This window comes from Vibrio campbellii CAIM 519 = NBRC 15631 = ATCC 25920 (genome assembly GCF_002163755.1).
GTDB lineage: Bacteria > Pseudomonadota > Gammaproteobacteria > Enterobacterales > Vibrionaceae > Vibrio > Vibrio campbellii.
On sequence record NZ_CP015863.1, the window covers coordinates 2,022,419 to 2,048,238 of the forward strand.

The 25,820-nt window shown below is 45.1% G+C and carries 23 protein-coding genes and 1 pseudogene; 12 read left to right on the forward strand and 12 right to left on the reverse strand.

Annotation, left to right across the window (positions count from 1 at the left end; all coding sequences use genetic code 11):
- Positions 1-59: 59 nt before the first annotated feature.
- The 5 genes from tyrR to A8140_RS09795 form a co-directional block, all read right to left on the reverse strand.
- Positions 60-1,604, reverse strand: coding sequence for a transcriptional regulator TyrR (tyrR, locus tag A8140_RS09775; RefSeq protein ID WP_005534783.1), 1,545 nt, complete (start codon positions 1,602-1,604; stop codon positions 60-62).
- 100 nt (positions 1,605-1,704) lie between these two features.
- Positions 1,705-2,745, reverse strand: coding sequence for a YcjF family protein (locus A8140_RS09780; protein ID WP_005534781.1), 1,041 nt, complete (start codon positions 2,743-2,745; stop codon positions 1,705-1,707).
- Complete coding sequence (locus tag A8140_RS09785) at positions 2,742-4,118, reverse strand: YcjX family GTP-binding protein (RefSeq protein WP_005534780.1); 1,377 nt, start codon at positions 4,116-4,118, stop codon at positions 2,742-2,744. Before A8140_RS09785 ends, A8140_RS09780 begins: the two co-directional genes overlap by 4 nt.
- A 156-nt stretch (positions 4,119-4,274) precedes the next feature.
- Positions 4,275-4,460: a hypothetical protein gene (locus A8140_RS09790; RefSeq protein ID WP_005534778.1), complete on the reverse strand. Its 186-nt coding sequence runs from the start codon at positions 4,458-4,460 to the stop codon at positions 4,275-4,277.
- Positions 4,461-4,688: 228 nt separating this feature from the next.
- Positions 4,689-6,206 carry a fumarate hydratase gene (locus A8140_RS09795; RefSeq protein WP_005534776.1) on the reverse strand — a complete coding sequence of 506 codons (1,518 nt, stop codon included), beginning with the start codon at positions 6,204-6,206 and terminating at the stop codon, positions 4,689-4,691.
- Between the two features lie 283 nt (positions 6,207-6,489).
- Between A8140_RS09795 and pabB the strand changes: the two genes are divergently transcribed.
- Complete coding sequence (gene pabB, locus A8140_RS09800; RefSeq protein ID WP_005534773.1) at positions 6,490-7,851, forward strand: aminodeoxychorismate synthase component I; 1,362 nt, start codon at positions 6,490-6,492, stop codon at positions 7,849-7,851.
- Between the two features lie 163 nt (positions 7,852-8,014).
- Here pabB and A8140_RS09805 read toward each other — a convergent pair whose 3' ends face one another.
- Both A8140_RS09805 and A8140_RS09810 read right to left on the reverse strand, forming a co-directional pair.
- Entirely contained in the window at positions 8,015-9,715 is a 1,701-nt protein-coding gene (locus A8140_RS09805) for an ATP-binding protein (RefSeq protein WP_005534771.1), read from the reverse strand.
- 6 nt (positions 9,716-9,721) lie between these two features.
- Positions 9,722-10,261 (reverse strand): heme NO-binding domain-containing protein, encoded by a 540-nt coding sequence (locus tag A8140_RS09810; protein WP_005534768.1) that lies wholly within the window; start codon positions 10,259-10,261, stop codon positions 9,722-9,724.
- A 124-nt stretch (positions 10,262-10,385) separates the two neighbouring features.
- On the opposite strand from A8140_RS09810, the gene A8140_RS09815 reads away from it, so the two are divergent.
- The 5 genes from A8140_RS09815 (at position 10,386) to A8140_RS09835 (ending at position 16,565) form a co-directional block, all read left to right on the forward strand.
- Entirely contained in the window at positions 10,386-10,985 is a 600-nt protein-coding gene (locus A8140_RS09815) for a CoA pyrophosphatase (protein WP_005534766.1), read from the forward strand.
- Positions 10,986-11,331: 346 nt separating this feature from the next.
- Complete coding sequence (locus A8140_RS09820; protein WP_005534764.1) at positions 11,332-12,585, forward strand: aromatic amino acid transport family protein; 1,254 nt, start codon at positions 11,332-11,334, stop codon at positions 12,583-12,585.
- 97 nt (positions 12,586-12,682) lie between these two features.
- Entirely contained in the window at positions 12,683-14,044 is a 1,362-nt protein-coding gene (locus A8140_RS09825; protein WP_005534762.1) for an L-serine ammonia-lyase, read from the forward strand.
- Positions 14,045-14,275: 231 nt separating this feature from the next.
- The gene (gene tpdA / locus A8140_RS09830) at positions 14,276-15,991 is read left to right on the forward strand and encodes a cyclic di-GMP phosphodiesterase TpdA (protein ID WP_005534760.1); all 1,716 of its coding nucleotides are present in this window, start codon (positions 14,276-14,278) and stop codon (positions 15,989-15,991) included.
- Positions 15,992-16,097: 106 nt separating this feature from the next.
- Positions 16,098-16,565: a GNAT family N-acetyltransferase gene (locus A8140_RS09835; protein WP_005534758.1), complete on the forward strand. Its 468-nt coding sequence runs from the start codon at positions 16,098-16,100 to the stop codon at positions 16,563-16,565.
- 71 nt (positions 16,566-16,636) lie between these two features.
- Here the strand turns inward: A8140_RS09835 and A8140_RS25395 are convergent, their stop codons facing one another.
- Positions 16,637-16,774, reverse strand: coding sequence for a hypothetical protein (locus tag A8140_RS25395; RefSeq protein ID WP_005534756.1), 138 nt, complete (start codon positions 16,772-16,774; stop codon positions 16,637-16,639).
- Positions 16,775-17,030: 256 nt separating this feature from the next.
- Between A8140_RS25395 and A8140_RS09840 the strand changes: the two genes are divergently transcribed.
- Positions 17,031-17,816 carry a response regulator transcription factor gene (locus tag A8140_RS09840; RefSeq protein ID WP_005534754.1) on the forward strand — a complete coding sequence of 262 codons (786 nt, stop codon included), beginning with the start codon at positions 17,031-17,033 and terminating at the stop codon, positions 17,814-17,816.
- 169 nt (positions 17,817-17,985) lie between these two features.
- On the opposite strand, the gene queD is transcribed toward A8140_RS09840, so the two are convergent.
- Positions 17,986-18,348 (reverse strand): 6-carboxytetrahydropterin synthase QueD, encoded by a 363-nt coding sequence (gene queD, locus A8140_RS09845; protein WP_005376896.1) that lies wholly within the window; start codon positions 18,346-18,348, stop codon positions 17,986-17,988.
- A 500-nt stretch (positions 18,349-18,848) separates the two neighbouring features.
- On the opposite strand from queD, the gene A8140_RS09850 reads away from it, so the two are divergent.
- Both A8140_RS09850 and asnS read left to right on the forward strand, forming a co-directional pair.
- Positions 18,849-20,474 (forward strand): methyl-accepting chemotaxis protein, encoded by a 1,626-nt coding sequence (locus A8140_RS09850; protein WP_038862535.1) that lies wholly within the window; start codon positions 18,849-18,851, stop codon positions 20,472-20,474.
- 186 nt (positions 20,475-20,660) lie between these two features.
- The gene (asnS, locus tag A8140_RS09855; RefSeq protein WP_005530375.1) at positions 20,661-22,061 is read left to right on the forward strand and encodes an asparagine--tRNA ligase; all 1,401 of its coding nucleotides are present in this window, start codon (positions 20,661-20,663) and stop codon (positions 22,059-22,061) included.
- A 127-nt stretch (positions 22,062-22,188) separates the two neighbouring features.
- Here the strand turns inward: asnS and A8140_RS09860 are convergent, their stop codons facing one another.
- From A8140_RS09860 to A8140_RS09870, 3 genes are all read right to left on the reverse strand, one after another.
- Entirely contained in the window at positions 22,189-22,602 is a 414-nt protein-coding gene (locus A8140_RS09860) for a hypothetical protein (protein ID WP_005530377.1), read from the reverse strand.
- Between the two features lie 30 nt (positions 22,603-22,632).
- Entirely contained in the window at positions 22,633-22,854 is a 222-nt protein-coding gene (locus tag A8140_RS09865; RefSeq protein ID WP_005530379.1) for a hypothetical protein, read from the reverse strand.
- 98 nt (positions 22,855-22,952) lie between these two features.
- Positions 22,953-24,344: an aminotransferase-like domain-containing protein gene (locus A8140_RS09870; protein WP_005530381.1), complete on the reverse strand. Its 1,392-nt coding sequence runs from the start codon at positions 24,342-24,344 to the stop codon at positions 22,953-22,955.
- 179 nt (positions 24,345-24,523) lie between these two features.
- Here A8140_RS09870 and A8140_RS09875 point away from each other — a divergent pair, with 179 nt between their 5' ends.
- The 3 genes and pseudogenes from A8140_RS09875 to A8140_RS09885 form a co-directional block, all read left to right on the forward strand.
- On the forward strand, positions 24,524-24,754 hold the full coding sequence (locus A8140_RS09875) for a hypothetical protein (protein ID WP_005429733.1): 231 nt from the start codon (positions 24,524-24,526) through the stop codon (positions 24,752-24,754).
- Between the two features lie 200 nt (positions 24,755-24,954).
- Positions 24,955-25,254 (forward strand): hypothetical protein, encoded by a 300-nt coding sequence (locus A8140_RS09880; protein ID WP_005429731.1) that lies wholly within the window; start codon positions 24,955-24,957, stop codon positions 25,252-25,254.
- Between the two features lie 86 nt (positions 25,255-25,340).
- Positions 25,341-25,778: pseudogene (locus A8140_RS09885) on the forward strand (HD-GYP domain-containing protein); the annotation flags it as partial.
- Between the last annotated feature and the right edge of the window lie 42 nt (positions 25,779-25,820).

Below are 25,820 nucleotides of genomic sequence, written 5' to 3' on the forward strand. Positions count from 1 at the left end.
TTCGGATTCATTTTCGGATAGTCCGTTTGTGCGGATACCTTAACTTTACGGCGAATGTCCTAACTTTTACGAATACCATAATCGCGCAATTTGTTTGCAATAGACGTATGAGACACATTCAAACGCTTAGCGAGCTTACGGCTCGATGGGAATGATTGATACAAACGCTCTAAAATCTGCGATTCGTAATCACGCATGATCTCATCAAGCGAGCCATCAAGGTTCAATGTCGCGCTACCACCGCCCATAGCTTGTGGCTGAGGTAAGTTGAAGTTATCGGCCTTGAGGACATGTCCATCCATCTCGGTCAACGCACGCAGAGCCATGTTGTCTAACTGACGCATGTTACCCGGCCATTGGTAGTTCGCTAAGGCATCCACTAGCTCTTCATCTAACTCTGGCTTATCGATACCAAGCTGCTGTGCGTGCTTCATGACGAATAAGTCTAGTAACGGTGCGATATCGTTCGAGCGCTTACGCAGAGGCGGAATATTTAAGGTTAGAACATTTAGGCGATAATATAAGTCTTCACGGAACTTGCCGGCTTCAGCAAGCTCTGCCAAGTTATGTTTAGTCGAAGCGATAATACGAACATCAACGTGCATTTCATCTTCCGCGCCCACGCGACGGAAATTACCGTCCTGTAAGAAGCGCAGCAGCTTGATTTGCAGATGCGAACTCATCTCACCGATTTCATCAAGGAAAACCGTACCGCCGTTGGCTTGTTCAAAAATGCCTTTGTGACCTTGTTCATGATTAAACGAACCTGGCGCATGACCAAACAATTCGGTTTCAGCCACATCATCCGGCATGGAAGCACAGCTCAATACAAGGAACGGCTTGCTCGCACGGCCAGAACGACTATGACAAGCTTTGGCCAACATCTCTTTACCAGTACCTGTTTCACCTTCAATCAATAACGGTTGATCGAGAACGGACAATTTCTTCGCTTGATTCATTAACGCTTTGTGGCGGTTGGATAATCCAACAAAGTGCTCAAAGCCTAACTGGTTGTTGAGCGGCAAGATCTCTTCGATTTGCGCACCATGTTGGCTAGAACGAATCGTCATCAGCGTGCTGGCTAAAGTGGAGTTTTGTGCTTCGTCTTTGATGTATACCGGCATCAACTCTAGGATGTAGTCCAAGCCATCAATCACTAGGCTTTCGCGAGTGCGTGCATTAACGCCTTCAGACCAACGAGAGAATCGGACGCTCGGCAACAACATACCAATTTGCGTACCGATCACATCTTGTTTGTGCTGACCAAGCAGAGACAGTGCTGCCATGTTCGCCATATCGACCGAACCTTTTAAGTCGATAGCAAACACAGGATCAGGAAGGTTATCCACCAAAGAAAGCAGCTCTGTATTATGGCGCTCCATTGGCATAAATTGGATTTTACGTACGTCCTTGACCCCCGGAATACGGCGGATCTCAGCCATCAACTCACTGAAGGTATCAAAGTCGATATCTGGGCAGTTTAGGTAAATGATGCCACTGATATCAATTTCGATACCACGTAAGTCGATGCTTTTAGACGCTAAAATATCGAGCAGTTCTCGGGTAAGACCGAGTCTATCTTCACAAAAGACTTCAAGACGCACTGAAAATATCCCAATTCACAACTGTCAGGAAAAGTTGACAGTAGTTTCTCCCAAGCTTGGAATGGCGTCAAGCAATCCTCACCATCAAAGGTGATATTGGTTACGGTTTCATCGTGATTGATGCAACTTTCGCCACAACCTCTTTGCGAATCGCACCGAGTTTCACTTGGCGCTCTGGATACCAAGGTAAAGGACGAAGCAGCGCCATGGATTTTAGACCAAGACGAGCGGTTAAGATCCCCACACCAAGTCCCTGCCCTGCTCGTGCGGAGATTTTTCCGGCGAGATCCATCGACATCAAATCCATGCTGGCATCAATAGCGAGCTCACTCGCACCCGCTGCTGCCATATTCACGAACACAGAGCGGAGCAATTTGATTCGAGAGGCGTAGCCAAGCTCCACGCAATATACTTTAGAAAGATTGTCGATCATTTTGAAGTTACGCCATGCCACCAGCAACATGTCAGCAGCTGCCAACGGACTAACGGCTACCAAAGCTGCGGATTCGGTTGCGTGCTGCGAAACAATTTTGGTTGCGAGCTTATCTTGCTGACTCACAACCATGGAATCGTACATCTCTAGAATTTCAGCGTCACTGTGAGCTGGGTTTACGCTGTTTTTCCAACGATCAAAACCTGGGTTCTCTGCCAGTACACCACTTTGCTCCGCGACCTTTTCACAAAATGCTTTACCCTTGCCCACACTTTGGCTATCGATAAGCGCCTCACTCTCTTCTTGCACACTAAAGTGATTACGCAGTTTGCGCAGCTTCCATAACTCTTTGCCTAACGAGCCTAAACCAAAAGAAGCGATGGTAGTCATAAAACCAGCCCAACCAAGCGCTAGCCAATCAGCAGTTTGTACAGCGGTAATCACAGAATCAACCGCTTGCCAGCCAACTAAACCAGCGAAGGTGGCAAAGAGCCCTGTTGTGAGCCATTTGCGACCAGATTTGGGGCGAATGACTTGTTCGAGCTGCAACTCTTGCTCTGTCTCTTCCTGTGGCTCTTCAATCTCAACGGGTATGAAGGTCTCTTTTTCAGAGAACGTCTTCTGCGCATTCAACTCCGGGGATACGCCCTCTTCCTCGCTGTGCATCACTTTTTCTTTGAAGACTTGTTTTTGTTTTAGTTCGCTCATTTCAATTTGTCTCCCAATAGGTATTCCAATGCTTTGTCGAGGCGAATGTGTTTCATTGGCTCATCCGTTTCTGAAGGCATCGGTCGGAAAGAAGTAAAATCAAAGCCACTATTTTGCCAATAGACCGCATTAGGTAACTTCTTCGGCACTTCACCAGGGAACATTGTCATCGACTCCCCATCGAGCGTCATCCCTTTGAGTGCAGGTACGCTCTTATCTCCCGACGCAATAAAACCCGAAGTCGTCGCTTGAATCGAAGCAATGCTCATGCAGCTCATTTCAATATTCTCATACGCCGCGGTCTGCCATGCTGGATGCACCATTTGTTGGAGTAAGGAGACCAAATGCGGATGTTGATCCGGTGTCACGTGGTCGGCTTTTGTCGCAGCGAACAACACTCTGTCGATTTTTGGTGAGAACAAGCGACGCAAAAAGCTGCTTCTACCATATCGGAAGCTGTGCATTATTTGTTCAAGCGCTTGGCGCATATCATAAAAAGCTTCATCCCCTGCATTCAGGGGCTGTAAGCAATCCACCAACACGATTTGACGATCAAAGGTTGCAAAGTGATGCTTATAAAACGCCTTAACCACCTTCTGTTGATATTCATGATAACGCGCTTCAAGCATTGCTAAGTTACTGCCTTTATTTGGCTTCGTATCTGCGTCAAATCGACATGGGAAGAACTGCAATACTGGCGCCCCTTCAAGTTCACCCGGCAAGACGAAACGACCTGGCTGAACCCAATGCAAACCGTTATCTTTGCATGCATGCAAATAGTCAGTGTAAGTTTTAGCGACTCTCTCTAGCTGCTTTTCATTCAATTCCGCAGTTAAATCCAATGCTTCTAGCTCTGCCAGCCAATCGGCAGCAAGCTCACTACGTTGTCCTTTCAACGCCTCAAATTGCGTCTGTGACCACGTCGCGAAATCCATATCGAGCAAAGGCAGATCCAATAGCCACTCACCCGGATAGTCGATGATGTCGACATTCAGCACCGCGGTTTTGCTCAATAGCTTTTTGGTGGTTTTGTTCGGCTTGTATTTCAGCGCAAGTCGAATTTCACTTACGTCGCGCGTCGGCACTGGCCATTGTGGTGGCATAGCATGAATTTGGCTCATCGCATCATCATAGGCAAAACGCGGTACCATCATGTTGGTTTGCGGCTCACGTTTGGCGCCAATTAAGCGTTTGTCACGAGCGGCATTAAGTAGCGGCAAGTTGTCATGAGTGGCGGTATGCAGTAATTGATTAACCAGAGAAGTAATGAAAGCAGTCTTACCTGCGCGCGATAACCCCGTTACGGCAATACGAACGTTGGAGTCCATGCCACGGCTGATAAAGTCATTAACTTCTTGCGTTATTCTTTTCATACTTTTTATTTATCTCATCAATTCTTCCTACGCAGTGTAATTTTACCAACCTTAATCAAAGATGAACAAAGTATTCACTGCAAAACCTTTTTCCAAAAACGAAAAAGCCCCTGAGAGTTTCAGAGGCTTAGAGATCTTAACGACTTTCTGTCCAGTCTAATCGTCTTCAATCAACTTGTAGATCACGAACAAAGCGATTTCTAGGATCAGCCATAATACACAAGTGATGGCGACGTATTTTTCGTCGAAGATACTGATGCCGTGAAGAATCAAGTCGTAGCCAACAAAGCTACCAATCACAACAGCAAGAACTATTTGTAGAATTTGAATAAAACGAGGCATGCCGTCTCCTAATCATGTCAGCATAACAGTGAGATTTGCTATGCCTATAAGTTTATATTTGATTATATAGACAAAAAGTGCAGCTTTCGCTGCACTTTTGTCAAATGTTTGCTAGGTAAATCAGCACTTTGTCACATTCTCTCAATTGAGACGTTCGCCTTATGTTCAATAATGCAAAGCTCATAGTAAGCCTAGTGACGAAACACTGTAACCTGACAGGGCAGCAGCTTACGCTTCCATTTCTTGGATCTTTACTTTCCAAGTATCTGGACCAATTTGGTGAGCGTTCGCGCCGTTTGAGTCCACCGCTACCGTTACTGGCATATCTTCAACTTCAAACTCGTAGATTGCTTCCATACCCAAGTCTTCGAATGCCACCACGCGAGCTTTCTTAATCGCTTTAGCAACTAGGTACGCCGCGCCGCCAACTGCCATTAAGTAAACCGCTTTATGGTTCTTGATAGATTCAACTGTTGCAGGACCGCGCTCTGCTTTACCGATCATGCCCATAATGCCAGTCTCTTCTAACATCATGTCTGTGAACTTATCCATACGTGTTGAGGTTGTAGGACCTGCGGGACCTACTGCCTCATCACCGACGGCATCAACCGGGCCAACGTAATAAATGAACTTATCCTTGAAATCAACGCCAGCAGGTAAACCTTCACCGGCTTCTAGCATGCCTTGGATGCGTTTATGTGCCGCATCACGACCAGTTAGAATTTTGCCCGACAGCAGAACCGTTTCACCGGTTTTCCACTCTTGAACTTCTTCTTTGGTCACGGTATCTAGGTTCACGCGACGAGTGTTCTCGCCCGCTTCCCAAGTGATATCTGGCCAATCTTCTAGCTTCGGTGGCGTTAGCTCAGCAGGACCGTTGCCATCTAACGTGAAATGCACGTGACGAGTCGCTGCACAGTTCGGAATCAAGCACACAGGCTTAGACGCGGCATGCGTTGGCGCGGTTTTGATTTTTACGTCAACAACCGTTGTTAAACCGCCCAGGCCTTGCGCACCAATACCAAGCTTGTTTACACGGTTGAAGATATCAAGACGAAGCTCTTCTTCCGCATTTTGAGGACCACGATCGATCAGTTCTTGAATGTCAACGTGCCCCATCAGAGATTCTTTTGCCAAAACCGCAGCTTTTTCAGCGGTACCGCCGATACCAATGCCAAGCATGCCCGGTGGACACCAGCCTGCGCCCATTGCTGGTAGGGTTTTCTCTACCCATTCTGCAATGTCGTCAGATGGGTTTAGCATCACCATCTTGGTTTTGTTTTCAGAGCCGCCGCCTTTCGCCGCGATTTGGATTTCAACTTTATTGCCTGGCACCATATTGATATGTACAACCGCTGGCGTGTTGTCTTTGGTATTGATTCGCTTGCCCGCAGGGTCCATCAGAACCGAGGCACGCAATGGGTTGTCTGGATTCGTGTAAGCTTGTCGAACGCCTTCATCCACCATTTGCTGAACCGTCATGTCGGTTGAGTCCCATTGGACCCCCATACCGATATTGACGAAACAAGTCACGATGCCTGTGTCCTGACAAATCGGTCGATGACCTTCTGCCGACATACGGGAGTTAATTAGGATTTGAGCAATCGCGTCTTTCGCGGCTTGGCTCTCTTCTCGATGGTAGGCTTTTTCAAGGGCTTGAACAAAGTCTAGCGGGTGGTAGTAAGAAATATACTGTAGCGCATCAGCAACACTGCTGATGACATCCTGCGTGCGTATTACCGTCATTGCATGCCTCATTATTGTTATGCTTTGCTTCCATTATCGGCTTGGCTTCTATCGTGCTTGTTGAGCTTATTGCTCATAAATGAGCTTCGTTTTATGTGAACAAATTGTCGAACGGCTGATATCGACACACGAGTAACTGAAGTCGCCTTCTTTTATAGTAAAACCACCTCCAAGCCTTTGTATAGAGGTAGTTTGGCTATACAGTCGAATATGATACTCTTGCTGCCTATGACATGCCATGCAGTGAACGAACTCTTTGTCACAATTTAAACAAATGAACAACATGGATACGCAATTGCTTGATTTTAAGGTATTGGAATACGCCAACAACCTCGCTATTACTCTATTTTCTCGTATCGAAAGCCAACCTTGGGCGATGCTTTTACGCTCGGCTTCCAATACACATATCGACAGCCGATTTGATGTATTGGTTGCCAATCCAATCGCAACGCTGGAGACCGTCGCTGGCGATACGCGCATTAAAACAGAATCGCAACAATACCTTTCCCAACAAGATCCGTTCTTATTATTGGACGAGCTTCAACAGCAGCTTTTGCCCAATCTTGAGTTGGGCTCAGAGCGGGATCTGCCGTTTGTCGGCGGTGCGCTGGGCTATTTCAGTTACGATCTAGGTCGCTGTGTAGAATCTATGCCAGAACTGGCGACCAAAGACCTTCAAACGCCAGACATGGCTGTTGGGCTGTATGAATGGGCATTAGTGATCGATCACAAGTTGAAGAAAGCTTGCATGGTAGGCCACAACATTGAGCAAGCTTGGCAATGGCTTAATTCACAATCTCCAGCTGATGTTGAAGACTTCAAGCTAATTGGTGATTGGCAATCGAACATGACGCAAGCGTCTTACGCTTCACGTTTTGATCGCGTCCAAGAATACCTATTGAGTGGCGACTGCTATCAAATCAACTTGGCTCAACGTTTTAACGCTTCATACCGAGGGAATGAGTGGCAAGCTTACACCAAGTTAGAAGCGGCTAACCAAGCCCCTTTTTCTGCGTTTATACGCATGCCTAATTCAGCAATCATAAGCGTGTCACCAGAGCGCTTTTTGGAACTGAAAGACAACGTCATTGAAACCAAGCCAATCAAAGGTACACGTCCACGTAGTCAAAATACGGAGCTCGACCAAGCCAACGCACATAACTTGCAAACGGCAGACAAAGATCAGGCCGAAAACCTGATGATTGTCGACTTATTGCGTAACGATATTGGCCGCGTCGCTTCACCCGGCAGCGTTCATGTACCAAAGCTGTTTGATATCGAGAGCTTCCCAGCGGTCCATCACTTAGTTAGCACCATTCGCGCAGATCTGGATACCCAGTACAGCGCCGCAGACTTGCTGCGAGCTTGCTTCCCGGGCGGCTCAATTACTGGTGCGCCAAAGGTACGTGCGATGCAAATTATTGAAGAGCTCGAACCGCATCGTCGTAGCGCTTATTGTGGCAGCATCGGTTATATCTCGCGCCATGGCCGAATGGATACCAGTATCACGATTCGTACTCTGGTCGCAGAAGATAGCAAGCTCTACGCTTGGGCCGGTGGCGGCGTTGTTGCAGACAGTGATTGCGCAGCAGAGTATCAAGAGACGCTAGATAAGCTATCTAAGATCTTACCAGCTCTGAAGTAACTTAAATCGCTTTTTAGCATATAGAAAAACGGCTCTGCAGTAATGACAGAGCCGTTTTTGGTTATCGCTAGTTTTTGTTAATCATTATTTTTTGATGATCGTTTTTTGCAAATCATTACTTTTTGCTGATCACTGTTTGTAGCTGTTCAAGGGGACTTGCGCCTCATTCATCGAGCCATTTACACATGATCTGTTCAATATCCGCAGCGGTGTAAGGCTTGGTGAGTATGTCATTCATTCCGGATTCAATGCACTTTTGTCTCTCTTCCAAAGTTGTCCCGGCGGTAAGCGCAATGATCGGCTTGGTAAACCCATTTTCTCGCAAATGCACCGTCGCTTCATAACCGTCCATCTCTGGCATCCGGCAGTCCATAAATATCAGTTCGTACTCATTTGCTTTAACTGCGTCGACCGCTTCTAGGCCATTGTTTTTCAGATCTGGCTTGATATCGAGCTTCTTGAGCATTTGGGTGACGATCACTTGGTTAATACGAATGTCATCCACCACCAGCACAGAACGTCCTGCAAGCTCAATATGCTTACCGTCAGACACATCACCAGACCCCCTCCCCTGAGTCTCCCCTTGTTTGAGAGGAATCTTAAGTTTAAAAATGGTGCCTTGACGGGGCACACTGGCGAAACTGATGTCACCGCCCATCAAATCCACCAAGTTCTTACAAATAGCCAAGCCCAAACCAGAACCTTCAAAACTGCGCTTGGTCGAACGGTCGGCTTGAACAAAAGGGTCAAACAAGGCTTTTTGTGCCTCCAGTGGGATACCGATACCCGTATCTTCTACTTCAAAGTTTGCATAGCCATTTTGCCATTCCACACGCAGTACAACCCCACCCAAGTTGGTAAACTTAATCGCATTACCAATCAAATTCACCAATATCTGCGTGACTCGTTCAAAGTCGCCGATGAGAAACTCTGGTATGCCGAGCTTCTTGTCGATGGAAAAATGTATTCGCTTCTCCGCCGCTTTGGCTGCAAACACACCTGTCAATGCATTTTCTAAATCTTTCCAAGCAAAAACTTTATCAATGATCTCCATCATGCCTGCATTCATCTTACTGAAATCAAGTAAGTCATTGATGATGACGCGTAGTAAATCGCCTGAATGAATTAAATTAGACAAATATTGTTGTTGTTCATCATCGAGTAGGGTTTTATCAAGTAAGTCTGCGCTTCCGAGTACGCCGTTTAACGGAGTGCGTAATTCATGGTTAATCATGGCGACAAATTCTTTCGTCGCCTTCTCCGATGCTTCCGCCCGTTTACGCAGCTTCACTTCACGTTGTACGCTCAAGTGTCGGCTAATAACACCGTGCACTAAGTCAGAAACTAACACCATTTGTTTGAAAATAAACTCTTGCTCGACTTGATCGAGTTCAAGTGAAAATATCAACTCACCGAAAGTTGTTGAACCGATGATAATCGGTAGATGAAGACAGTTTTTTCTCCAATGTGGCTTAGATTGTATTGGGCGATTATTTGCCAATTGCAGATAGCCAAATTGATGGTTACGTAACGGCGATACATTCTCAGGAACTAAGTAAAGATATGCGCCTAAAACTATTGAGTTGAGCGTCAGCTGCTCTAGGAAACTCGTAATCATGCTCTCTCCGAAGGTACTGGAAAGAAACGTGCGCCCAAACTTAATTAATGTGGCATCAATCTGCTCTTCAAACTCGAATTTGCACAGGTCTTTCTGTGACTTCATTTCGAGTTTCTTTAACGCCACGCTCAATTGCTGGTTAGATTCATACAGCTCAAAGCTCTTTTGCTCTAACAGCAATTCTGCCGCCTTGCGCGACGCAATCTCTCGTTTGAGTTTCTTTTCTAGAGAAGAACTGCTCGTCATACAACCTTATTGCGCCTCCAGCCAAAAGCGCACTTGGCTGCCATCTTCAGATTGATTTTGGTGCTTAACCTCAATCGTTTCGCCAAAGTGACTCGCACAACCGTGAATCAGTCCTAAACACACATGAGCCATACAGCGGGCACTACGGTAGTCGAAAACAATTTCCGATTGCGTCTCGCTGATAAAGTCAAATTGAGGAGGGTTAGCGTCGGGATAGAGCTTCTTTACTTCGGCATGGATAAAGTCTTCCACATGGCGAACAAACTGAAACGTATTCGTGCATTGTTGTATGCCAGCATGATTGGGGGTGGACTTGAGCAGGTTTTCGAACACACATTCACCAAACACCTCTTGGAGCTTCTCTACTGGTATGTCAGAGACTTTACTGAGGTTAACGATCAACTTGACGAGGTCTCGGTGATCATAACTGCCAACAGAAGTGTAGACGCCTTCATCGTTCGAAAGGTTCAAAACTTGGTCTAGAACTTCCAAGCCAAACTTGTCCTCGACTAACTCCATGAACTCAGTGAATATTATCCCTTTCATCGTCTTCAGCTAACCTTATAGTGACGTCTTAAAATAAAGAATGGTGTATAACGCTATAAGTTTCAAATTAATATGTTCTTCGCATCATACTAAACGCCTGCGTCATTAAAGAGAGGAAGCAACTTTGGTTATTGATAAATCTACTCTGCTACAAAACTTTCAGCTGCAGCTTCCAACCGGATACCATAAAGAATCTCTGGGGCGCCTCGCACACTTAAAACAAGAGACGTTGCGAGACGCCGCCGTATTGATCGGTTTTGTCGAACGCAAAGGAGGCCTCAGCGTCATTTTGACTAAACGAGCAGCGCATTTAAAACACCATCCGGGGCAAATCAGCTTTCCTGGTGGCAAGTATGAGCCTCAAGATACCCACCTAGTGAACACTGCGATTCGAGAAACAGAAGAAGAGATCGGTATCCCCACATCACACATTAGCGTGTTCGGACAGCTACCCAAGCTACCAACCATTAGCCAATTTAATGTCACGCCGTTTTTGGCTTTTGTTTCACCAGACTACATGACTCGTATCGACCCAAACGAAGTCGCGGAAGTTTTTGAAGTACCTGCCAGCCACATTTTGAATCCAGATAAACTCTTTAGTGAAAAATTTAAGCTAAGAAAAGCCAGCCATCGTGTGTTTGCTATTCCATATCAGCAACATTTCATCTGGGGAATGACCGCACAAATCATCGAATCAATGCAAAAACACATCACTTTAAAGTGATGACTTTATTAATTAGTTTTGGTGCCACAAACCAATCATCATGTGCATCAATATTAATAAAAGGTTATTTTTCAAACATTCATTCACATTAGTTTAATTTGATTTTCATAAGGCAAACGCTTGCGGAGAGATAAATTCATACAACTAATGTATCGGATGACTTTTTCTAATCTCAAGCATTAACAATAATCACGTTTAGCACGCCATTTTCGTGATAAAAAGCAGGTTTTTGACATATCATTCGATAAGCTCGAGCAATACATGATTTAGATCTAATTTCTAGAATGTAAAATCCTGCAAAATTGCTCCCGACTTATTTCCTGTTCCCAAAATGAGTAACTCAAAAATGAATACAACTACTTCTGCGGCTTCAACCGCACAATCGTCTAGTAAGTTTACTTACAAAGACTTCACCTGGTGTCTGTCTCTATTCGGTACAGCAGTAGGTGCAGGTGTACTATTCCTTCCAATTAAAGCAGGTGCTGGCGGTTTCTGGCCATTAGTTATCCTAGCTCTAATCGCGGCACCAATGACTTGGTTCGCACACAAATCTCTAGCTCGTTTCGTACTTTCTGCGAAAAACCCTGAAGCGGATATCACTGACACAGTAGAAGAGCACTTCGGTAAAACCGGCGCAAACCTTATTACTTTTGCCTACTTCTTCGCTATCTACCCAATCGTACTAATCTACGGTGTTGGTATCACAAACACGGTTGACTCTTTCCTGGTTAACCAAATGGGTATGGAATCTATCCCTCGCTGGCTACTTTCTGGCGCGTTAATCGCTGCTATGACTGCGGGTGTAGTATTCGGTAAAGAGCTAATGCTGAAAGCAACATCAGCAATGGTTTACCCTCTAGTATTCATCCTACTAGCACTTTCTTTCTACCTAATTCCTGACTGGAATACATCAATGATGGAAGTGTCTCCAAACTGGGGCGAAATGCCTTCAATCGTTTGGCTAGCAATTCCAATCATCGTATTCTCATTCAACCACAGCCCAATCATCTCTCAGTTCTCTAAAGAACAACGTCGTGTATACGGTGATAACGCAGTTAAGAAAACTGACTCTATCACTGGCGGTGCAGCGATGATGCTAATGGGTTTTGTAATGTTCTTCGTATTCTCTGTAGTACTTTCTCTATCTCCAGAACAACTGGCAACTGCGCAAGAACAAAACATCTCAGTATTGTCTTACCTAGCTAACGTTTACGACTCTCCGCTCATCTCTTACATGGGTCCTCTAGTTGCGTTTGCAGCAATCACGTCGAGTTACTTCGGCCACTTCCTGGGTGCACACGAAGGTCTAGTTGGTCTGATTAAGTCTCGCTCACAAGCGCCTGTAAGCAAGATTGAAAAATCGTCTCTTATCTTCATCGTTGTCACGACTTGGATCGTCGCTATCGTTAACCCAAGCATCCTAGGCATGATTGAAACGATGGGCGCACCGATGATTGCAGCGATCCTATTCTTGATGCCTGTATTCGCGATGAACAAAGTTCCTGCGATGGCGAAGTACAAAACTTCAGCACCTGTACAGATTTTCACAGCAATCTGTGGTCTTGCAGCAATTAGTTCTGTAATCTACGGCGCTCTTTAATCATCGCTCTTTTAAAAGACGTGGTTAATTCAAGAATATAACGATAATAAAAAGCCTCCCAACTCCCCTTGGGAGGCTTTGTTCTGAGGTAATCGATATGATTAGTGTTTTTGACATCTATAAGATCGGCGTTGGTCCTTCAAGCTCACACACTGTAGGTCCAATGAAAGCGGGTAAAGAATTTATTGATGATTTACGTTCAATGGGAAAATTGCGCGACATCACTAAGGTCACCGTTGACGTTTATGGTTCACTATCACTGACAGGGAAAGGTCACCACACGGATATCGCCATCATCATGGGTCTTGCAGGCAACTCCCCTGAGAAAGTAGATATCGACTCTATTCCGGGCTTTATCGCTCGCGTAGAAGAAACTGAGCGCCTACCTGTTGGCATGCACTGTCACACAGTATCGTTCCCGAAAGATGGTGGTATGAACTTCCATACTACTAACCTTGAGCTTCACGAAAACGGCATGCAGATCCACGCGTGGATCGAAGACGAAAAAGTGTACTCAAAGACTTATTACTCTATCGGCGGCGGCTTCATCGTTGATGAAGAGAACTTCGGTAAAGAAGTAGAGAACCCAATCAAGGTTCCTTACGAGTTCACAACAGCAGAAGAGCTTGTTAACCAGTGTAAAGAAAGCGGTCTTTCTATCAGCGCACTAGTGATGAAAAACGAACACTCTCTGCACTCTGATGAAGAGACTCGTACATACTTCGCAAACATCTGGCGCACAATGCGTGAGTGTATGGATCGCGGTATGAACGAAGAAGGTATTCTGCCTGGTCCGCTACGTGTTCCTCGTCGTGCAGCAGCACTTCGTCAGCAACTGCTTACTTCTGAAAAAACAACAAACGATCCAATGTCGGTTGTTGACTGGGTAAACATGTTTGCTTTCGCAGTAAACGAAGAGAACGCAGCAGGTGGTCGTGTTGTGACAGCACCAACAAACGGTGCATGTGGCATCATCCCTGCGGTACTGGCTTACTACGATAAGTTCATCCAAACTGTGACTGAAAAAGATTACATCCGTTACTTCGCGGCTTCTGGCGCAATCGGTGGTCTTTACAAGCGCAACGCGTCTATCTCTGGTGCAGAGGTTGGCTGTCAGGGTGAAGTTGGCGTAGCGTGTTCTATGGCGGCAGCGGGCCTTGCTGAGCTTATGGGTGGTAGCCCAGAGCAAGTATGTATGGCGGCAGAAATCGCAATGGAGCACAACCTAGGCCTAACGTGTGACCCAGTTGCAGGTCAGGTACAGGTTCCATGTATCGAGCGTAACGGTATCGCAGCAGTAAAAGCGATCAACTCAACTCGTATGGCTCTACGTCGTTCTTCAGCTCCGACAGTTTCTCTAGATAAGGTTATCGAGACCATGCTAGAGACTGGTAAGGACATGAACGCGAAATACCGTGAGACATCTCAGGGTGGTCTAGCAGTTAAAGTTATCTGCTAATCCCCTCTCCTCTCTCTGATTCTAAAGCCCGAGCTGATGCTCGGGCTTTTTTTCATCTCTACATTGCTCTAGGAAATGTTCTAGGAAAATTTCCCTCTGGATTGAGCTTTATAAAAAAATCTAAAATAGTCACTATATCCAGAAGTTTAGGATATGCCCGTAGAAGGTCACATACCTGCCATCGCAATATTGATAACGTATTCAAAAATTAATCCTGGAGCGCTCTAACACATGATTAGGTTTGAACTTGGAAACCAAATCTGCGTTTGCCTGACCGAAAAAGAACTTTCACTGCAGCTCAATAACTCCATTCACTCTTCTATTCCCGTCAACAGAATCGAATATTTAATCCTTAGTACCATTGCCGCTTTTGGAAGCTTAAATGCACCTATAAGCCAGAGGAAAATCGAAAAGAAGTTGTCAGCGCAACATCACCTGATGTTGCCGGAAAATGGGTTTAAAAACGCTGTTGCATCGATCAGAAAAAAGTTCAGGCAACTGACAAAGAACCATATCGAGACCCAAAAGTCTCTTATCGAAAACATACACCGAAAGGGATATTTTGTGCCTTACGATAGCCAACATGCCCAAAAAGACGGACTTCTTCAGCAAGCAAGAATTCACCAGCAAGCGATACATAGCCTAAGAATGGCGACAGGTATCTGTTTGCGAAGCCGAGTCTTATATCTCAATGTGTTGTTCTTTCTCCTGATTGCCATCGCGCTGTACATCGCGATTTGCTTTTACACGATAAGCACCATCGTAAGGCAGAATTATTTCGATGATGCGATGAACTTTGCGCAAGATTTGGCTCAACGCAGCTGTTTTCAGCACGAAGCACAATTGCGAGGCCTGTTCGACAATATACAGTTGGTTGAATCGGCATTAATGACCGATAAGCACAATATCCGCTGCTTGGTCACTCCTGAGGCCGTGGTTCCGGTTAATCAGAAGGATAGTAAAAACTGGTTAAACAATGAGAGTTACACCACTCACTCATTTTCATTTAATGGTACTGAGGTGTCGGTTCGTGTCAAAAACATCAACCTATCAAACAATATTGAAAGCCATATGTCGCAGATGTTTTTGTCTGGGATGAAAGTATGTACTAACACTGGTACCGCGCTAGAGATAGGCGATACGAAAGGCGATTCGTTTCTCTACAACGTCAACGACAATGGTTACAAAGAGATCTATTATGTCTCTGGCCCCATTTCGAGTATCTTGATTTTGAGCTTTATATTAATGCTTATGGTGAGGCATAAAGAGCTGCGAGCGCTCATGGCTTATATGTGGGCCATCCGCCAGTTCAACCTCAAACTTGAACCGATTCACAATACTTCAAACCGACAAAACATCCACTACGAGGTACTGTCTCGCTTTAAGGTTAAAAATACCCAGCGCTTTATTGAGAGCCTGATAGCCAGTGGCTTATTGCTGAACCACACTCTACTGGTCATCAAAACCATCTACGCAGATTCAAAATCCTTACTTGCGCCATTGAGCATCAATGTCTGCCCTTCCCTACTTGAGGGCCGTAACTTCGCTCGTCTATATCGACAGCTTAGCCAACTCGACTGTTCGCTATTGACCATTGAGATCACCGAAAACGCCTCGATGTATTACACCCGAGAGATCTTTGACAACATCAATAAGCTCAAAGAGATTGGATGTAAGACCAGCATCGATGACTTTGGTACCGGCAATAACAACGTTGAGCTTATTAGCCATATCACACCCAACTACCTTAAGATTGACCGTTTGTTTGTGATGGACCTAAAGCAAGATGACAAAAAGGTTGAGACGCTGCGCCAGCTTATCGCCATGGGCCATACTTATCATTGTACCGTGATTGTTGAAGGCGTTGAAACCGCAGAATGCGCACATTTATTGACGACATTGGGGGCACACATTCATCAGGGCTTCTACTACCCTCTCTGCCGCTAGCCTCCTCTATTTATTGACAATAATCTGTACATAACCAGATTGCGTACTCTTTATTTCCACAACTATAATGGCGGTATTGTTTTACCGCCGTGAATCGATTTAGGTCATGATCGCCATTAAACCTACCAAGTTGAAAGATTTTGCCAGCTTGATGCAACTAGACGTGCAAGAAGACCAAAAAGGATTTTTTAAACCATTTGAACAGGCATACCAAAAACGCACCAAGTCAGAAGTGTTTTACACCATATTCCACGATTACTTAACGGTAGGCTACCTTGTTATTGATAAAGGCTTTTCTCAACATGCACCGTTCGCTAAACGACATGAGCTTGGATTAAGCTACATCATGATCGACAAGCGTTTTCAGCAACAAGGCGTGGGTACTGCAACGCTGAAAAAGTTGATGATGTATGGCTACGCAATTGATGCAGAAAGCAGCTCGATTTGCGCGACTGTCGCAAGCCAAAATAGAGTCGGCATCAAGCTATTTGAATCGGCGGGCTTTGAGAACACTCTGAAAAGCCTTTATGAAGAGAGTGGAAAAGCGCTGATCTTGCGCCATGCATTAGGCTGATTTACCCCTAAAACGAAAATAGGCAGGTTCTTTGTAAGCCTGCCTATTCACTAATTAACTCATTAACCCGGTCATACTGCCATCACTTCTGCTTGCCAACCGTAGCTTAGATACTCTTTCGCTAGTTCGTTAGCCACAAAAGTCGAAACGACAACTTCAACCCACATACTGTATGAGCCTGCGCGGTAACGCAGTTTCATCATTTTCATTCAAACCTCTCCGAATAATGCCCAATAGACTGAGGCTTACTTACCATTCACCTAAACTATAATAAAAAACTGATATCCACGCTGTGGAGCCCTTTGCGCATAGCTGCTTGAACTCTCTCCTTGATATTAAATGGATATAGTGTATGTTATTCCACAAACCTCGAAATAATGCAGGTGCCATTTTGCAGAATGATATGAACAGGATGTAGAGTAAAAATACTGCATTTATAAAAAACGATTAGATGAGCCAGGTTTTATGGGCAGCGATATAGGTAAAACGACCGAAACCAGTTTTGAGGCACTCATGATTCGTCAAGCGAAGAGCCTGACATCCTCTCATGCAGATGAATGCCAAAGCCAACTTGAACAATTCATGCTAGAAGCCATGAATTGGTTTGAAATCGACCGCATGACAATGTTCCCGAACTCCATGCTTTTCTTCAATCAAGGTAAAACCCTTTCCGTTGCGCGAGCCCCGCACAAAGTACTGACCGTTGATCAAGTGGGTGTGGAAGATTGCGAGCGGTACCTATGCCTGATTGGTAATTCTGAAGAGATTCAAATCTTCGATAAAGACAAACTCGCCAACAGTGACGTTGTCGTCTTACGCATGCTTTCCGCACAAGGGGCTTGCTGCCATTACACCATCCCACTGGTCCAGTTTGGACAACGCTGGGGAGGCTTATCCTTCACTTTATTTGGGAGCAAGGGATGCGGCTTAACACAAAGCCAGATTGAACAGGTTACGTTCATCTCCCATATGTGGCTCTCCTTTTGGCAACACTCAAAGTTGCATCGCAGCCTGCATCGCCCGGACATGAAAACCGATAAAGAAAACCATCGATTGCTGCGTTTAAGTCATCGTCAATGCGATGTGTTGGGTTTGTTGGCAAAAGGCTTATCGGCAAAAGAGATAGCAAACGAGTTAAACCTCAGCCCCCGAACCATCGAGTCGCATAAATATCGACTGTTAGATATGTTAGAACTCGACAGCCATGCAGATTTGGTGCAGTTTGCGCTTCGCAATGGCATAGGTTACTAGCGCTCTTTACACTCTCGGCGTTTAGTCTCATTAAAACCATTTGGTTTGGTTAAACTATTTACTTTTATTAAACCATATGGCCTTACCAAACAGAGACTGGTTCTAGATCAACAGATAAAGAAAAGGCAAGCCGTCTGGCTTGCCTTTCTAATAGGAATGCTAAGGGAGCTTACTCGCCCTTGTAGATACAACCCGCTGTACAAGTTTCTTTGATCTCTACTTTGCTCAACAGAGGAAGACTTGGCTTAAGTTGTTGCCAAATCCATTTTGCCAGTACTTCACTAGTCGGGTTTTCTAGACCTTCAATATCATTTAAGTAGTAGTGGTCTAAACGGTTGTAGATTGGTTTGAATGCCGCTTTGATCTCTGCGAAATCAACAACCCAACCCGTATGTGGGTCTACTTCACCTTCTACATAAAGACGAACAAGGAAAGAGTGCCCGTGTAAGCGTCCACACTTGTGACCTTCTGGTACGTGTGGCAAGTGGTGTGCCGCTTCGAACATAAACTCTTTGTACAATTCTGTTTTCATCTTGATTCTCAGGCTTTAAAAAGACACGCAATACTAAGGAATTCACCCTTTAATGACAACCTTAATCAATAGGGTAAAGAGAGGGAAAACGTTTAACCATAACAAGATTAAAAAATGAATGAAAAAAGGGCAATCCTCGAGGGTAACGAAGATTGCCAAATCCGGAGGTTCCGGAAAATGGTTTAGGAAAATGAAACAGGGGGGTTGGCTAGTAAAGCACTCTCCCGCACCCTGAGATGAAAGACTCAGAGAGTACGGCGCTAAGAATATCCAATGCATGGTTAACGGACGGTTAACGATAAAAATAAATACTCACTCTCACCAAATTTCTCTGATCGTCGCCTTTTTGGCACAACGCCAAACTATTGATTCCACGCCACTTACATCACATTTACATAACCCTACTCTGTTTGGGGTCACATTCATTCAGGCAACTTATCGCTCATGCATCGCTAACCCCTTAATATTGTGGCGTTCGTTCCAATAACACTTATAAAAATATGCGCTCAATCATTACCTTCAAACTCCTACTTGCTCTTATCGCGGTGTTATCGTGCGTACTCGCGGTGTCGACGGGCTATCAGTACTATCAACAAAAAACGTTGATCAATAACGTACTGAGTGAACAACTGCATGATAAAGCCAGCAACTACTTCGACAGCCTCAACATGATGATGCTAACAGGCACCATGGTGCAGAAAGAAACATTGCGACAAAAAGCCTTAGCCCAAGAAGGCATTGAGCAAGTACGCGTCTTGCGCGCTGACGCGGTTTCCAAATTTTATGGGCCTGGCGATGCCAATCAAAAACCAGTGGATGATATTGACCAACGAGCGCTCAATGGTGAGTTAGTGATTGAGCCTATCAGTGCTGACTGGGGGAAAGGTTTAGTCGTAGCACTGCCGATGAAGTCGAGTGAAAACTATCGCGGCACCAATTGCGTTGCCTGCCATATTGCTCCTGAAGGTGAAGTGCTAGGTGCGATTCGACTTGAGTACAACATGAACCATGTGAACTCCCTAATTAACAAGCAAGCGATGTTCGCTATGGGGATCATGTCCGTGATTGCGTTTGTTGGCTTCCTCATTACGATGGGGTTAATTCGCAAAATCATCGTTCGCCCGATTCAAAATACATCGCGTTTTATGTCTAACGTCAGTGCAAGTAAAGACTTATCCAAGCGACTTGAATGCAAACAGCGTGATGAAGTGGGCCAACTTTCTGATTCCATTAATTCCTTTATGGATACCGTATCAGAGAGCTTAGAGCGTGTACGTGATACCTCCCACTCTCTGGCTGGTTCAGCAGGGAGGCTCACTGATGTTGCCAAATCTACCGATGAAGCGGCAGACAATCAGCAAGTCGAAACCAATGAGGTGCAAACTAATATTATCGGCATGCTGGAGCAACAAGATGTCGTAGAGCAAGCGACTATCGATGCCACTATCTTGGTTAATCATACCGTTGATGTCGCCACCACCAGCGCAAGCCAAGCGCATCATGTAAGCGGAGACATCAAGAGCTTAGTAACAGATATCGACAAGGTCCGAGAGAAGATAGCAACCTTGAATCAGCAAACGGAAGAAGTTTCCTCGATACTTGGCGTTATCAAAGGCATAGCCGAACAGACGAACCTACTTGCGCTAAACGCAGCAATAGAGGCAGCTCGCGCCGGTGATCAAGGTCGTGGTTTTGCTGTTGTTGCCGATGAAGTGCGAAATCTTGCCTCTCGCACAGCAGAAGCCACCAGCAATATTGAGAACATTATTTCTCAGTTCCAGCAAGGCAGTGAAGAGTCACTTACCTCCGTCGACAACGTGTGTCAGTTTGCTCACCAGCGCTCTGTCGATGTAGAAAACTTGTCAGAGACCATGCGCAATGTGGTGGATGAAATGCATCAGGTATTAAAACACGCCGAAAACATCCAACAACAAACTCAAACCACGTCAAATGTGAGCAAACATATCCAAAGCAAAGTCGATACGATTACCTTACACGCGAATGACACCTCGCAATCGGCGTCCCATACTCGCGAAATCAGTGTTGATTTAGAACATCTTTCTGAGCGTTTGGAGTCATTACTTAACCAATTTACCCTGTCAGAGGAACAAAGGACTCGGAAATAAGAAAAATCTCTGCTCCAAAATGAATATAAAGGTTGAAGCTGACGATTTGACAGGTAATATGTTTCGTTGAATCTAAAAAATTCTATCCAGCTCAACACTTCGCTTGTTTTTTGCACAATTTTGTTTAGAGACAGGCACTTTTAAGTGTTGAGTTGAATTTTTACCTCAATGGAGAATATTGAAAACATGACTTACGCGCCTGTATCAGACGTTTTGAAAGGTCAGCTAGCAGTAGACAGTGAAGTAACTGTTCGTGGCTGGATCCGTTCACGTCGTGATTCCAAAGCTGGAATCTCTTTCCTTGCCATTTATGACGGCTCTTGTTTCGACCCGATTCAGGCCGTGGTCCCTAATAATCTTAATAATTACGACGACGAAGTTCTTAAGCTAACTACAGGCTGTTCTGTTGAAGTAACTGGTAAGATTGTTGAGTCTCCTGCGAAAGGTCAAGACTTCGAGCTAGCAGCAACTAACGTAAAAGTAGTTGGCTGGGTTGAAGATGCTGACACTTACCCAATGGCAAAAACTCGTCACTCTATCGAGTACCTACGTGAAGTAGCGCACCTACGTCCGCGCACAAACGTAATCGGTGCAGTAGCACGTGTACGTAACTGTCTATCTCAAGCGATCCACCGCTTCTACCACGAGCAAGGATACTTCTGGGTATCTGCGCCACTGATCACTGCTTCAGATGCTGAAGGTGCTGGTGAAATGTTCCGCGTTTCTACGCTAGACATGGAAAACCTACCTCGCACAGAAGAAGGCAAAGTAGACTACAACGAAGATTTCTTCGGTAAAGAAACGTTCCTTACGGTATCTGGTCAGCTTAACGGTGAAGCTTACGCTTGTGCACTAAGCAAAGTTTACACATTCGGCCCTACTTTCCGTGCTGAAAACTCAAACACTAGCCGCCACCTAGCAGAATTCTGGATGGTTGAGCCTGAAGTAGCATTCGCAGACCTAAACGACATTGCGAAACTATCTGAAGACATGCTTAAGTACGTGTTTAAAGCAGCACTAGAAGAGTGTCGTGATGACCTAGAGTTCTTCGCTCAACGTATCGACAAAGAAGCAATCACTCGTCTTGAGAAATTCGTTTCTTCTGACTTCGCTCAAGTAGACTACACTGACGCAATCCAAATCCTTCTTGATTCTGGTCGTGAGTTCGAATTCCCTGTTGAGTGGGGTATCGACATGTCTTCTGAGCACGAGCGTTTCCTTGCTGAAGAACACTTCAAAGCGCCTGTAATCGTTAAGAACTACCCGAAAGACATCAAAGCATTCTACATGCGTCTAAATGACGATGGTAAAACGGTAGCTGCGATGGACGTTCTTGCACCTGGCATCGGCGAAATCATCGGTGGTTCTCAACGTGAAGAGCGTCTAGACATTCTAGATGAGCGCATGCGTGAAATTGGCATCGATCCAGAGCACATGAACTGGTACCGCGACCTACGTCGTTACGGCACTGTGCCACACGCAGGCTTCGGTCTAGGCTTCGAGCGTCTAGTTTCTTACGTAACAGGTATGGGCAACGTTCGTGACGTGATCCCATTCCCACGTACACCTCGCTCTGCGAACTTCTAATCACGCTTTAGTACTTTTAACCAAGTCTTCGTGATATCGAATCAAAAAAGACCTCCCTTGTGGAGGTCTTTTATTTTGTGCTGATTGAGGCAAATACTGCGCGTAATGCTTTTTCATGTATTTTGCGCTATTGGCTCAACTTTACGCTCATAATACTTGCAGACTCTGTTACTTCCACATTGTCATTCTCATCAGTCACTGCCGTATGATCATAGACTCCGCCAATCAGAACCGGTTTTTCAAGGTCTCTCTGCTTAATGACCAACGACGTGTTGATCTGATTTGTTGCGTGTTTAATCTTGCTGGCTTTAATCACCGAGACATCTAACTGATAGTCGGGATGAAGCTTTTTCACCGTCCCTGATAAATCAATGCGCTCTTTCTCATTGTCTACATGAGCCTCAAAATGATTATCGGCTTGGATCTCTGCCGTCAATTTAGATTGATCATAAATCAGAGTGACCGATTTAGGTTCAACGTCCTGATTAGCAGCGCAACCAAACGTGAACACAGATAGTGCAAGCAAGATTGAATTCTTCATTCACTTTATTCCTAGTTGTAATTATGTCTTTTATGAGTCGTTACCCTCATCTTTATCTGCATGAGCGGCGTACTTAACACCCAATACGCACAAACCAAACATAATAAAAGGGATAACGGCGGCGGTATATTCTGTCCACGCCATATGAGAGAAAGACTTCGCCAAAATGAGATGCGCAAACACGAGTAAGAATGCGCTAAAAATGGAAACGGCGATGAGCCTCAATTCGTGTTTTATCAACTGCTTTTTCATTGTCACTCCTCCTTATCGATGACTCTGTGGAAGAGTGAAACACAGACTTTCTGGATGTTTCTGATACAGTTAGGCCGAAAAAAGATCAAACAGTTCCATTAGCGAAGTAAATCGCTCAATTTGCGAATGGCTTGTTCAACGTGCTCATCCATCGCTAAAGAGGTATTAAGCCGCAGACGGTTTTCAAAATGTGCATCCAAGGAGAACAGCTTGCCATGAGCAATGGTCACCTGTTCAGCAAGCAATGCGTGATAGAGCGCTTTGCTACTGGTGCCTTTTGGCAGTGTCAACCACAGAAAATACCCACCTTGCGGTACATAGAAATCAACTTGCGCGGGAAGATGCTGTTCAAGAAGAGCAATAAATCGTTGTTGGCGCTGCTGGAGCGTTTTACGCAGCTTTCTTAGATGGTTGTCGTAACTATCATTTTGAAGGTAATGCGCCACGCCTTGTTGAATAGGAGCGCTGCCTGACAAAGTCGACATCAATTGCAACTTTTGAATCGGCTCATTGAAGCGTTTGTTGATTACCCAACCTAAACGATAACCTGGACAAAGGCTTTTTGATAATGAACCACAGTGGAGCACTCGCTCATGAGTATCAAAGCTTTTAAGTGACGTTGGCTTCTTCTCACCAAAGTACAGCTCAGCATAAACGTCATCTTCGATTAGATACACATCGTGCTGATTAGCAAGATCGACAACACGATCTTTTTCCTCGTCACTAAGCGATGTACCTGTCGGATTGTGGAAGTTAGTCATGAGCCAACATGCTTTCACATCGTGCTGCTCAAACAGACTTTCTAATTGAGTTAATGAATGGCCTTTCTTAGCATCCACGCGAACTTCTATCGCCTTCAAACCGAGCCGTTCAATCGCTTGTAGCGCACCATAAAAAGTCGGTGACTCAACGACTACAATATCGCCGGGTTGAGTAACGGCTTGCAGGCTAAGGTTGAGCGCTTCTAACCCTCCCGATGTAATCACGATGTCATCATGAGTTAAGCTCATGCCCTGCTGAATATAGCGCTGAGCAATCAAGCGGCGGAGTGACTCGCTACCTGGGGGAAGATTATCCAGCAAGGTGTCTGGTCCCATTTTCCGCCCAGAGCTGGCAAGGTTGCGGTTTAATGCGTCTAACGGAAACAAAGTCGGTTCGGGAAAAGCAGATCCAAGTTTTATTGCCTCTGGCGACGCTTGATGTTTTAGAAAATCATACAACTCATCATTAACCGACACTCGCAGCGGATGGCTTTCTGACGTTGAAACTTCCAATCGTTCGAGATCAGCGGTAACAAAGTACCCTGATTGCGGTTTTGCCGTCACCCAACCTTGAGCTTCTAGCAATTGATAAGCTTGCAATACTGTCCCAGTACTGACTGAATGGCTGCGACTCGTTACACGAACAGATGGCAGTTTTTCTCCTGCTCTCCATGTATTTTGCTGGATCTGAGTTTTAAACAGCTCAGCCAATTGGCGGTATCGGTTCATGCATCCCTCGTTACGTTCCTACCGAGCGCACCTTAGCATACTTCACACCGATATACCGATGTCATAGTTATCAAACTCGAAACGTAATTAATCAATCTTAGTGATATCAATTGCCGTTACGAAATGAGAATTTATGTTCCATACTTTCAAAGGCATGAAATTTCTTGCGGGAGCAAATGATGAAAATGTTTACGATGGATGACCTCTCCTACCGAGGTGTACACCAAGGAGTTCACAGCTGGGATCACCCAGAGGGCAATAACCCTTATTACTGGCATCCTGATTGGCTTCATATTGCTGAAGACGCATTAGGCGTTCACCCAAAAGCGGAGCTTGAAGTACCTGATGGAGAAACGGCAACTGAGGAGCACGCGAAAGCGGCGATCATCAAGCACCTAAATGAGCAATAAGGTGCGTTTAATACCTATTTATCAGATAGCTATTCTAGCGAAGTGCCAATAAATCTATCTGAATGAGAGCTGTGCAACGGAATGGATTATTTATCAACAAGATAAATAGATAGCAATCACATTAATTCCGATAACATCTGTTACATTTATAGAGTAATGGTGACGCACACCGCAACTCATGACTATGAGAGACGATAATAATGACTAAGTACAACGAAAACGATATCCAATACAAAGGCGAAACTAATGGTGTTCACGCATGGAGCACACCATCAGGCCAACCTTATTACTGGCACCCAGATTGGCTGCACGTTGCTGAAGATGCAACGGGTTCACACCCTAAGCAAAAACTAGAAGTAGAATCTTCTGAAGCACCGACTGAGAAACACGCACTAAAAGCAATCTTAAAGCATGTGAATGATTGGGCGACGGGTAAACTGTCTTCTAACCCAGATATCGAAACCAACGCCGTTGAGTCAGAGATGAACCTGAAGAAGTAAACTCAGTACGAGTTTCATCTACTATGATTGACCCAAAGCCCCGCACTGTCGGGGCTGTTTTGTAAATTCCGCCTAATACATACCAAGATCACATCGAATTACTCTACAAATCTGCCCCATTGCATGGTGTAGGCAAGGTCGGTGTACCTGACAACGTGTTACTCAAACCAGGAAAGCTAACCGACGAAGAGTTTGAGATCATGAAGGGTCATGCTGAAATTGGTGCCGAACCACTGTCAATTGCAGAAAAACCGCTAGGAAGTAGTTCCTTTTTACGAGTTGCAAAAGAGATTGCGCTAACACACTATGAAAAGTGGGATGGAAGTAGCTATCCAAACCAACTTTCTGGTGAAACAATTTCGCCCTCCGGCCAACTAATGGCGTTAGCGGATGTGTATGACACGCTGGTTTATAAACGCGTTTACAAGCCAGTGTTCAGTCATGACAAGGCAAAAGCCATCATTCTGGAAGGCAAAGGCAAGCATTTCGATCCACAAATTGTTGCTGCATTTCTTGCGGTCTAAGCCGAATTCCAAAATATCGCTCATCAATATCAAGATGAACAA

Coding starts and splice junctions, on each gene's coding strand:
- A8140_RS09780 (WP_005534781.1), bottom strand. CDS start 2,745: ATGAGCGAACTAAAACAAAAACAAGTCTTCAAAGAAAAAGTGATGCAC.
- A8140_RS09785 (WP_005534780.1), bottom strand. CDS start 4,118: ATGAAAAGAATAACGCAAGAAGTTAATGACTTTATCAGCCGTGGCATG.
- A8140_RS09790 (WP_005534778.1), bottom strand. CDS start 4,460: ATGCCTCGTTTTATTCAAATTCTACAAATAGTTCTTGCTGTTGTGATT.
- A8140_RS09795 (WP_005534776.1), bottom strand. CDS start 6,206: ATGACGGTAATACGCACGCAGGATGTCATCAGCAGTGTTGCTGATGCG.
- pabB (WP_005534773.1), top strand. CDS start 6,490: ATGGATACGCAATTGCTTGATTTTAAGGTATTGGAATACGCCAACAAC.
- A8140_RS09805 (WP_005534771.1), bottom strand. CDS start 9,715: ATGACGAGCAGTTCTTCTCTAGAAAAGAAACTCAAACGAGAGATTGCG.
- A8140_RS09810 (WP_005534768.1), bottom strand. CDS start 10,261: ATGAAAGGGATAATATTCACTGAGTTCATGGAGTTAGTCGAGGACAAG.
- A8140_RS09820 (WP_005534764.1), top strand. CDS start 11,332: ATGAATACAACTACTTCTGCGGCTTCAACCGCACAATCGTCTAGTAAG.
- A8140_RS09825 (WP_005534762.1), top strand. CDS start 12,683: ATGATTAGTGTTTTTGACATCTATAAGATCGGCGTTGGTCCTTCAAGC.
- tpdA (WP_005534760.1), top strand. CDS start 14,276: ATGATTAGGTTTGAACTTGGAAACCAAATCTGCGTTTGCCTGACCGAA.
- A8140_RS09835 (WP_005534758.1), top strand. CDS start 16,098: ATGATCGCCATTAAACCTACCAAGTTGAAAGATTTTGCCAGCTTGATG.
- A8140_RS25395 (WP_005534756.1), bottom strand. CDS start 16,774: ATGAAAATGATGAAACTGCGTTACCGCGCAGGCTCATACAGTATGTGG.
- A8140_RS09840 (WP_005534754.1), top strand. CDS start 17,031: ATGGGCAGCGATATAGGTAAAACGACCGAAACCAGTTTTGAGGCACTC.
- queD (WP_005376896.1), bottom strand. CDS start 18,348: ATGAAAACAGAATTGTACAAAGAGTTTATGTTCGAAGCGGCACACCAC.
- A8140_RS09850 (WP_038862535.1), top strand. CDS start 18,849: ATGCGCTCAATCATTACCTTCAAACTCCTACTTGCTCTTATCGCGGTG.
- asnS (WP_005530375.1), top strand. CDS start 20,661: ATGACTTACGCGCCTGTATCAGACGTTTTGAAAGGTCAGCTAGCAGTA.
- A8140_RS09860 (WP_005530377.1), bottom strand. CDS start 22,602: ATGAAGAATTCAATCTTGCTTGCACTATCTGTGTTCACGTTTGGTTGC.
- A8140_RS09865 (WP_005530379.1), bottom strand. CDS start 22,854: ATGAAAAAGCAGTTGATAAAACACGAATTGAGGCTCATCGCCGTTTCC.
- A8140_RS09870 (WP_005530381.1), bottom strand. CDS start 24,344: ATGAACCGATACCGCCAATTGGCTGAGCTGTTTAAAACTCAGATCCAG.
- A8140_RS09875 (WP_005429733.1), top strand. CDS start 24,524: ATGAAAATGTTTACGATGGATGACCTCTCCTACCGAGGTGTACACCAA.
- A8140_RS09880 (WP_005429731.1), top strand. CDS start 24,955: ATGACTAAGTACAACGAAAACGATATCCAATACAAAGGCGAAACTAAT.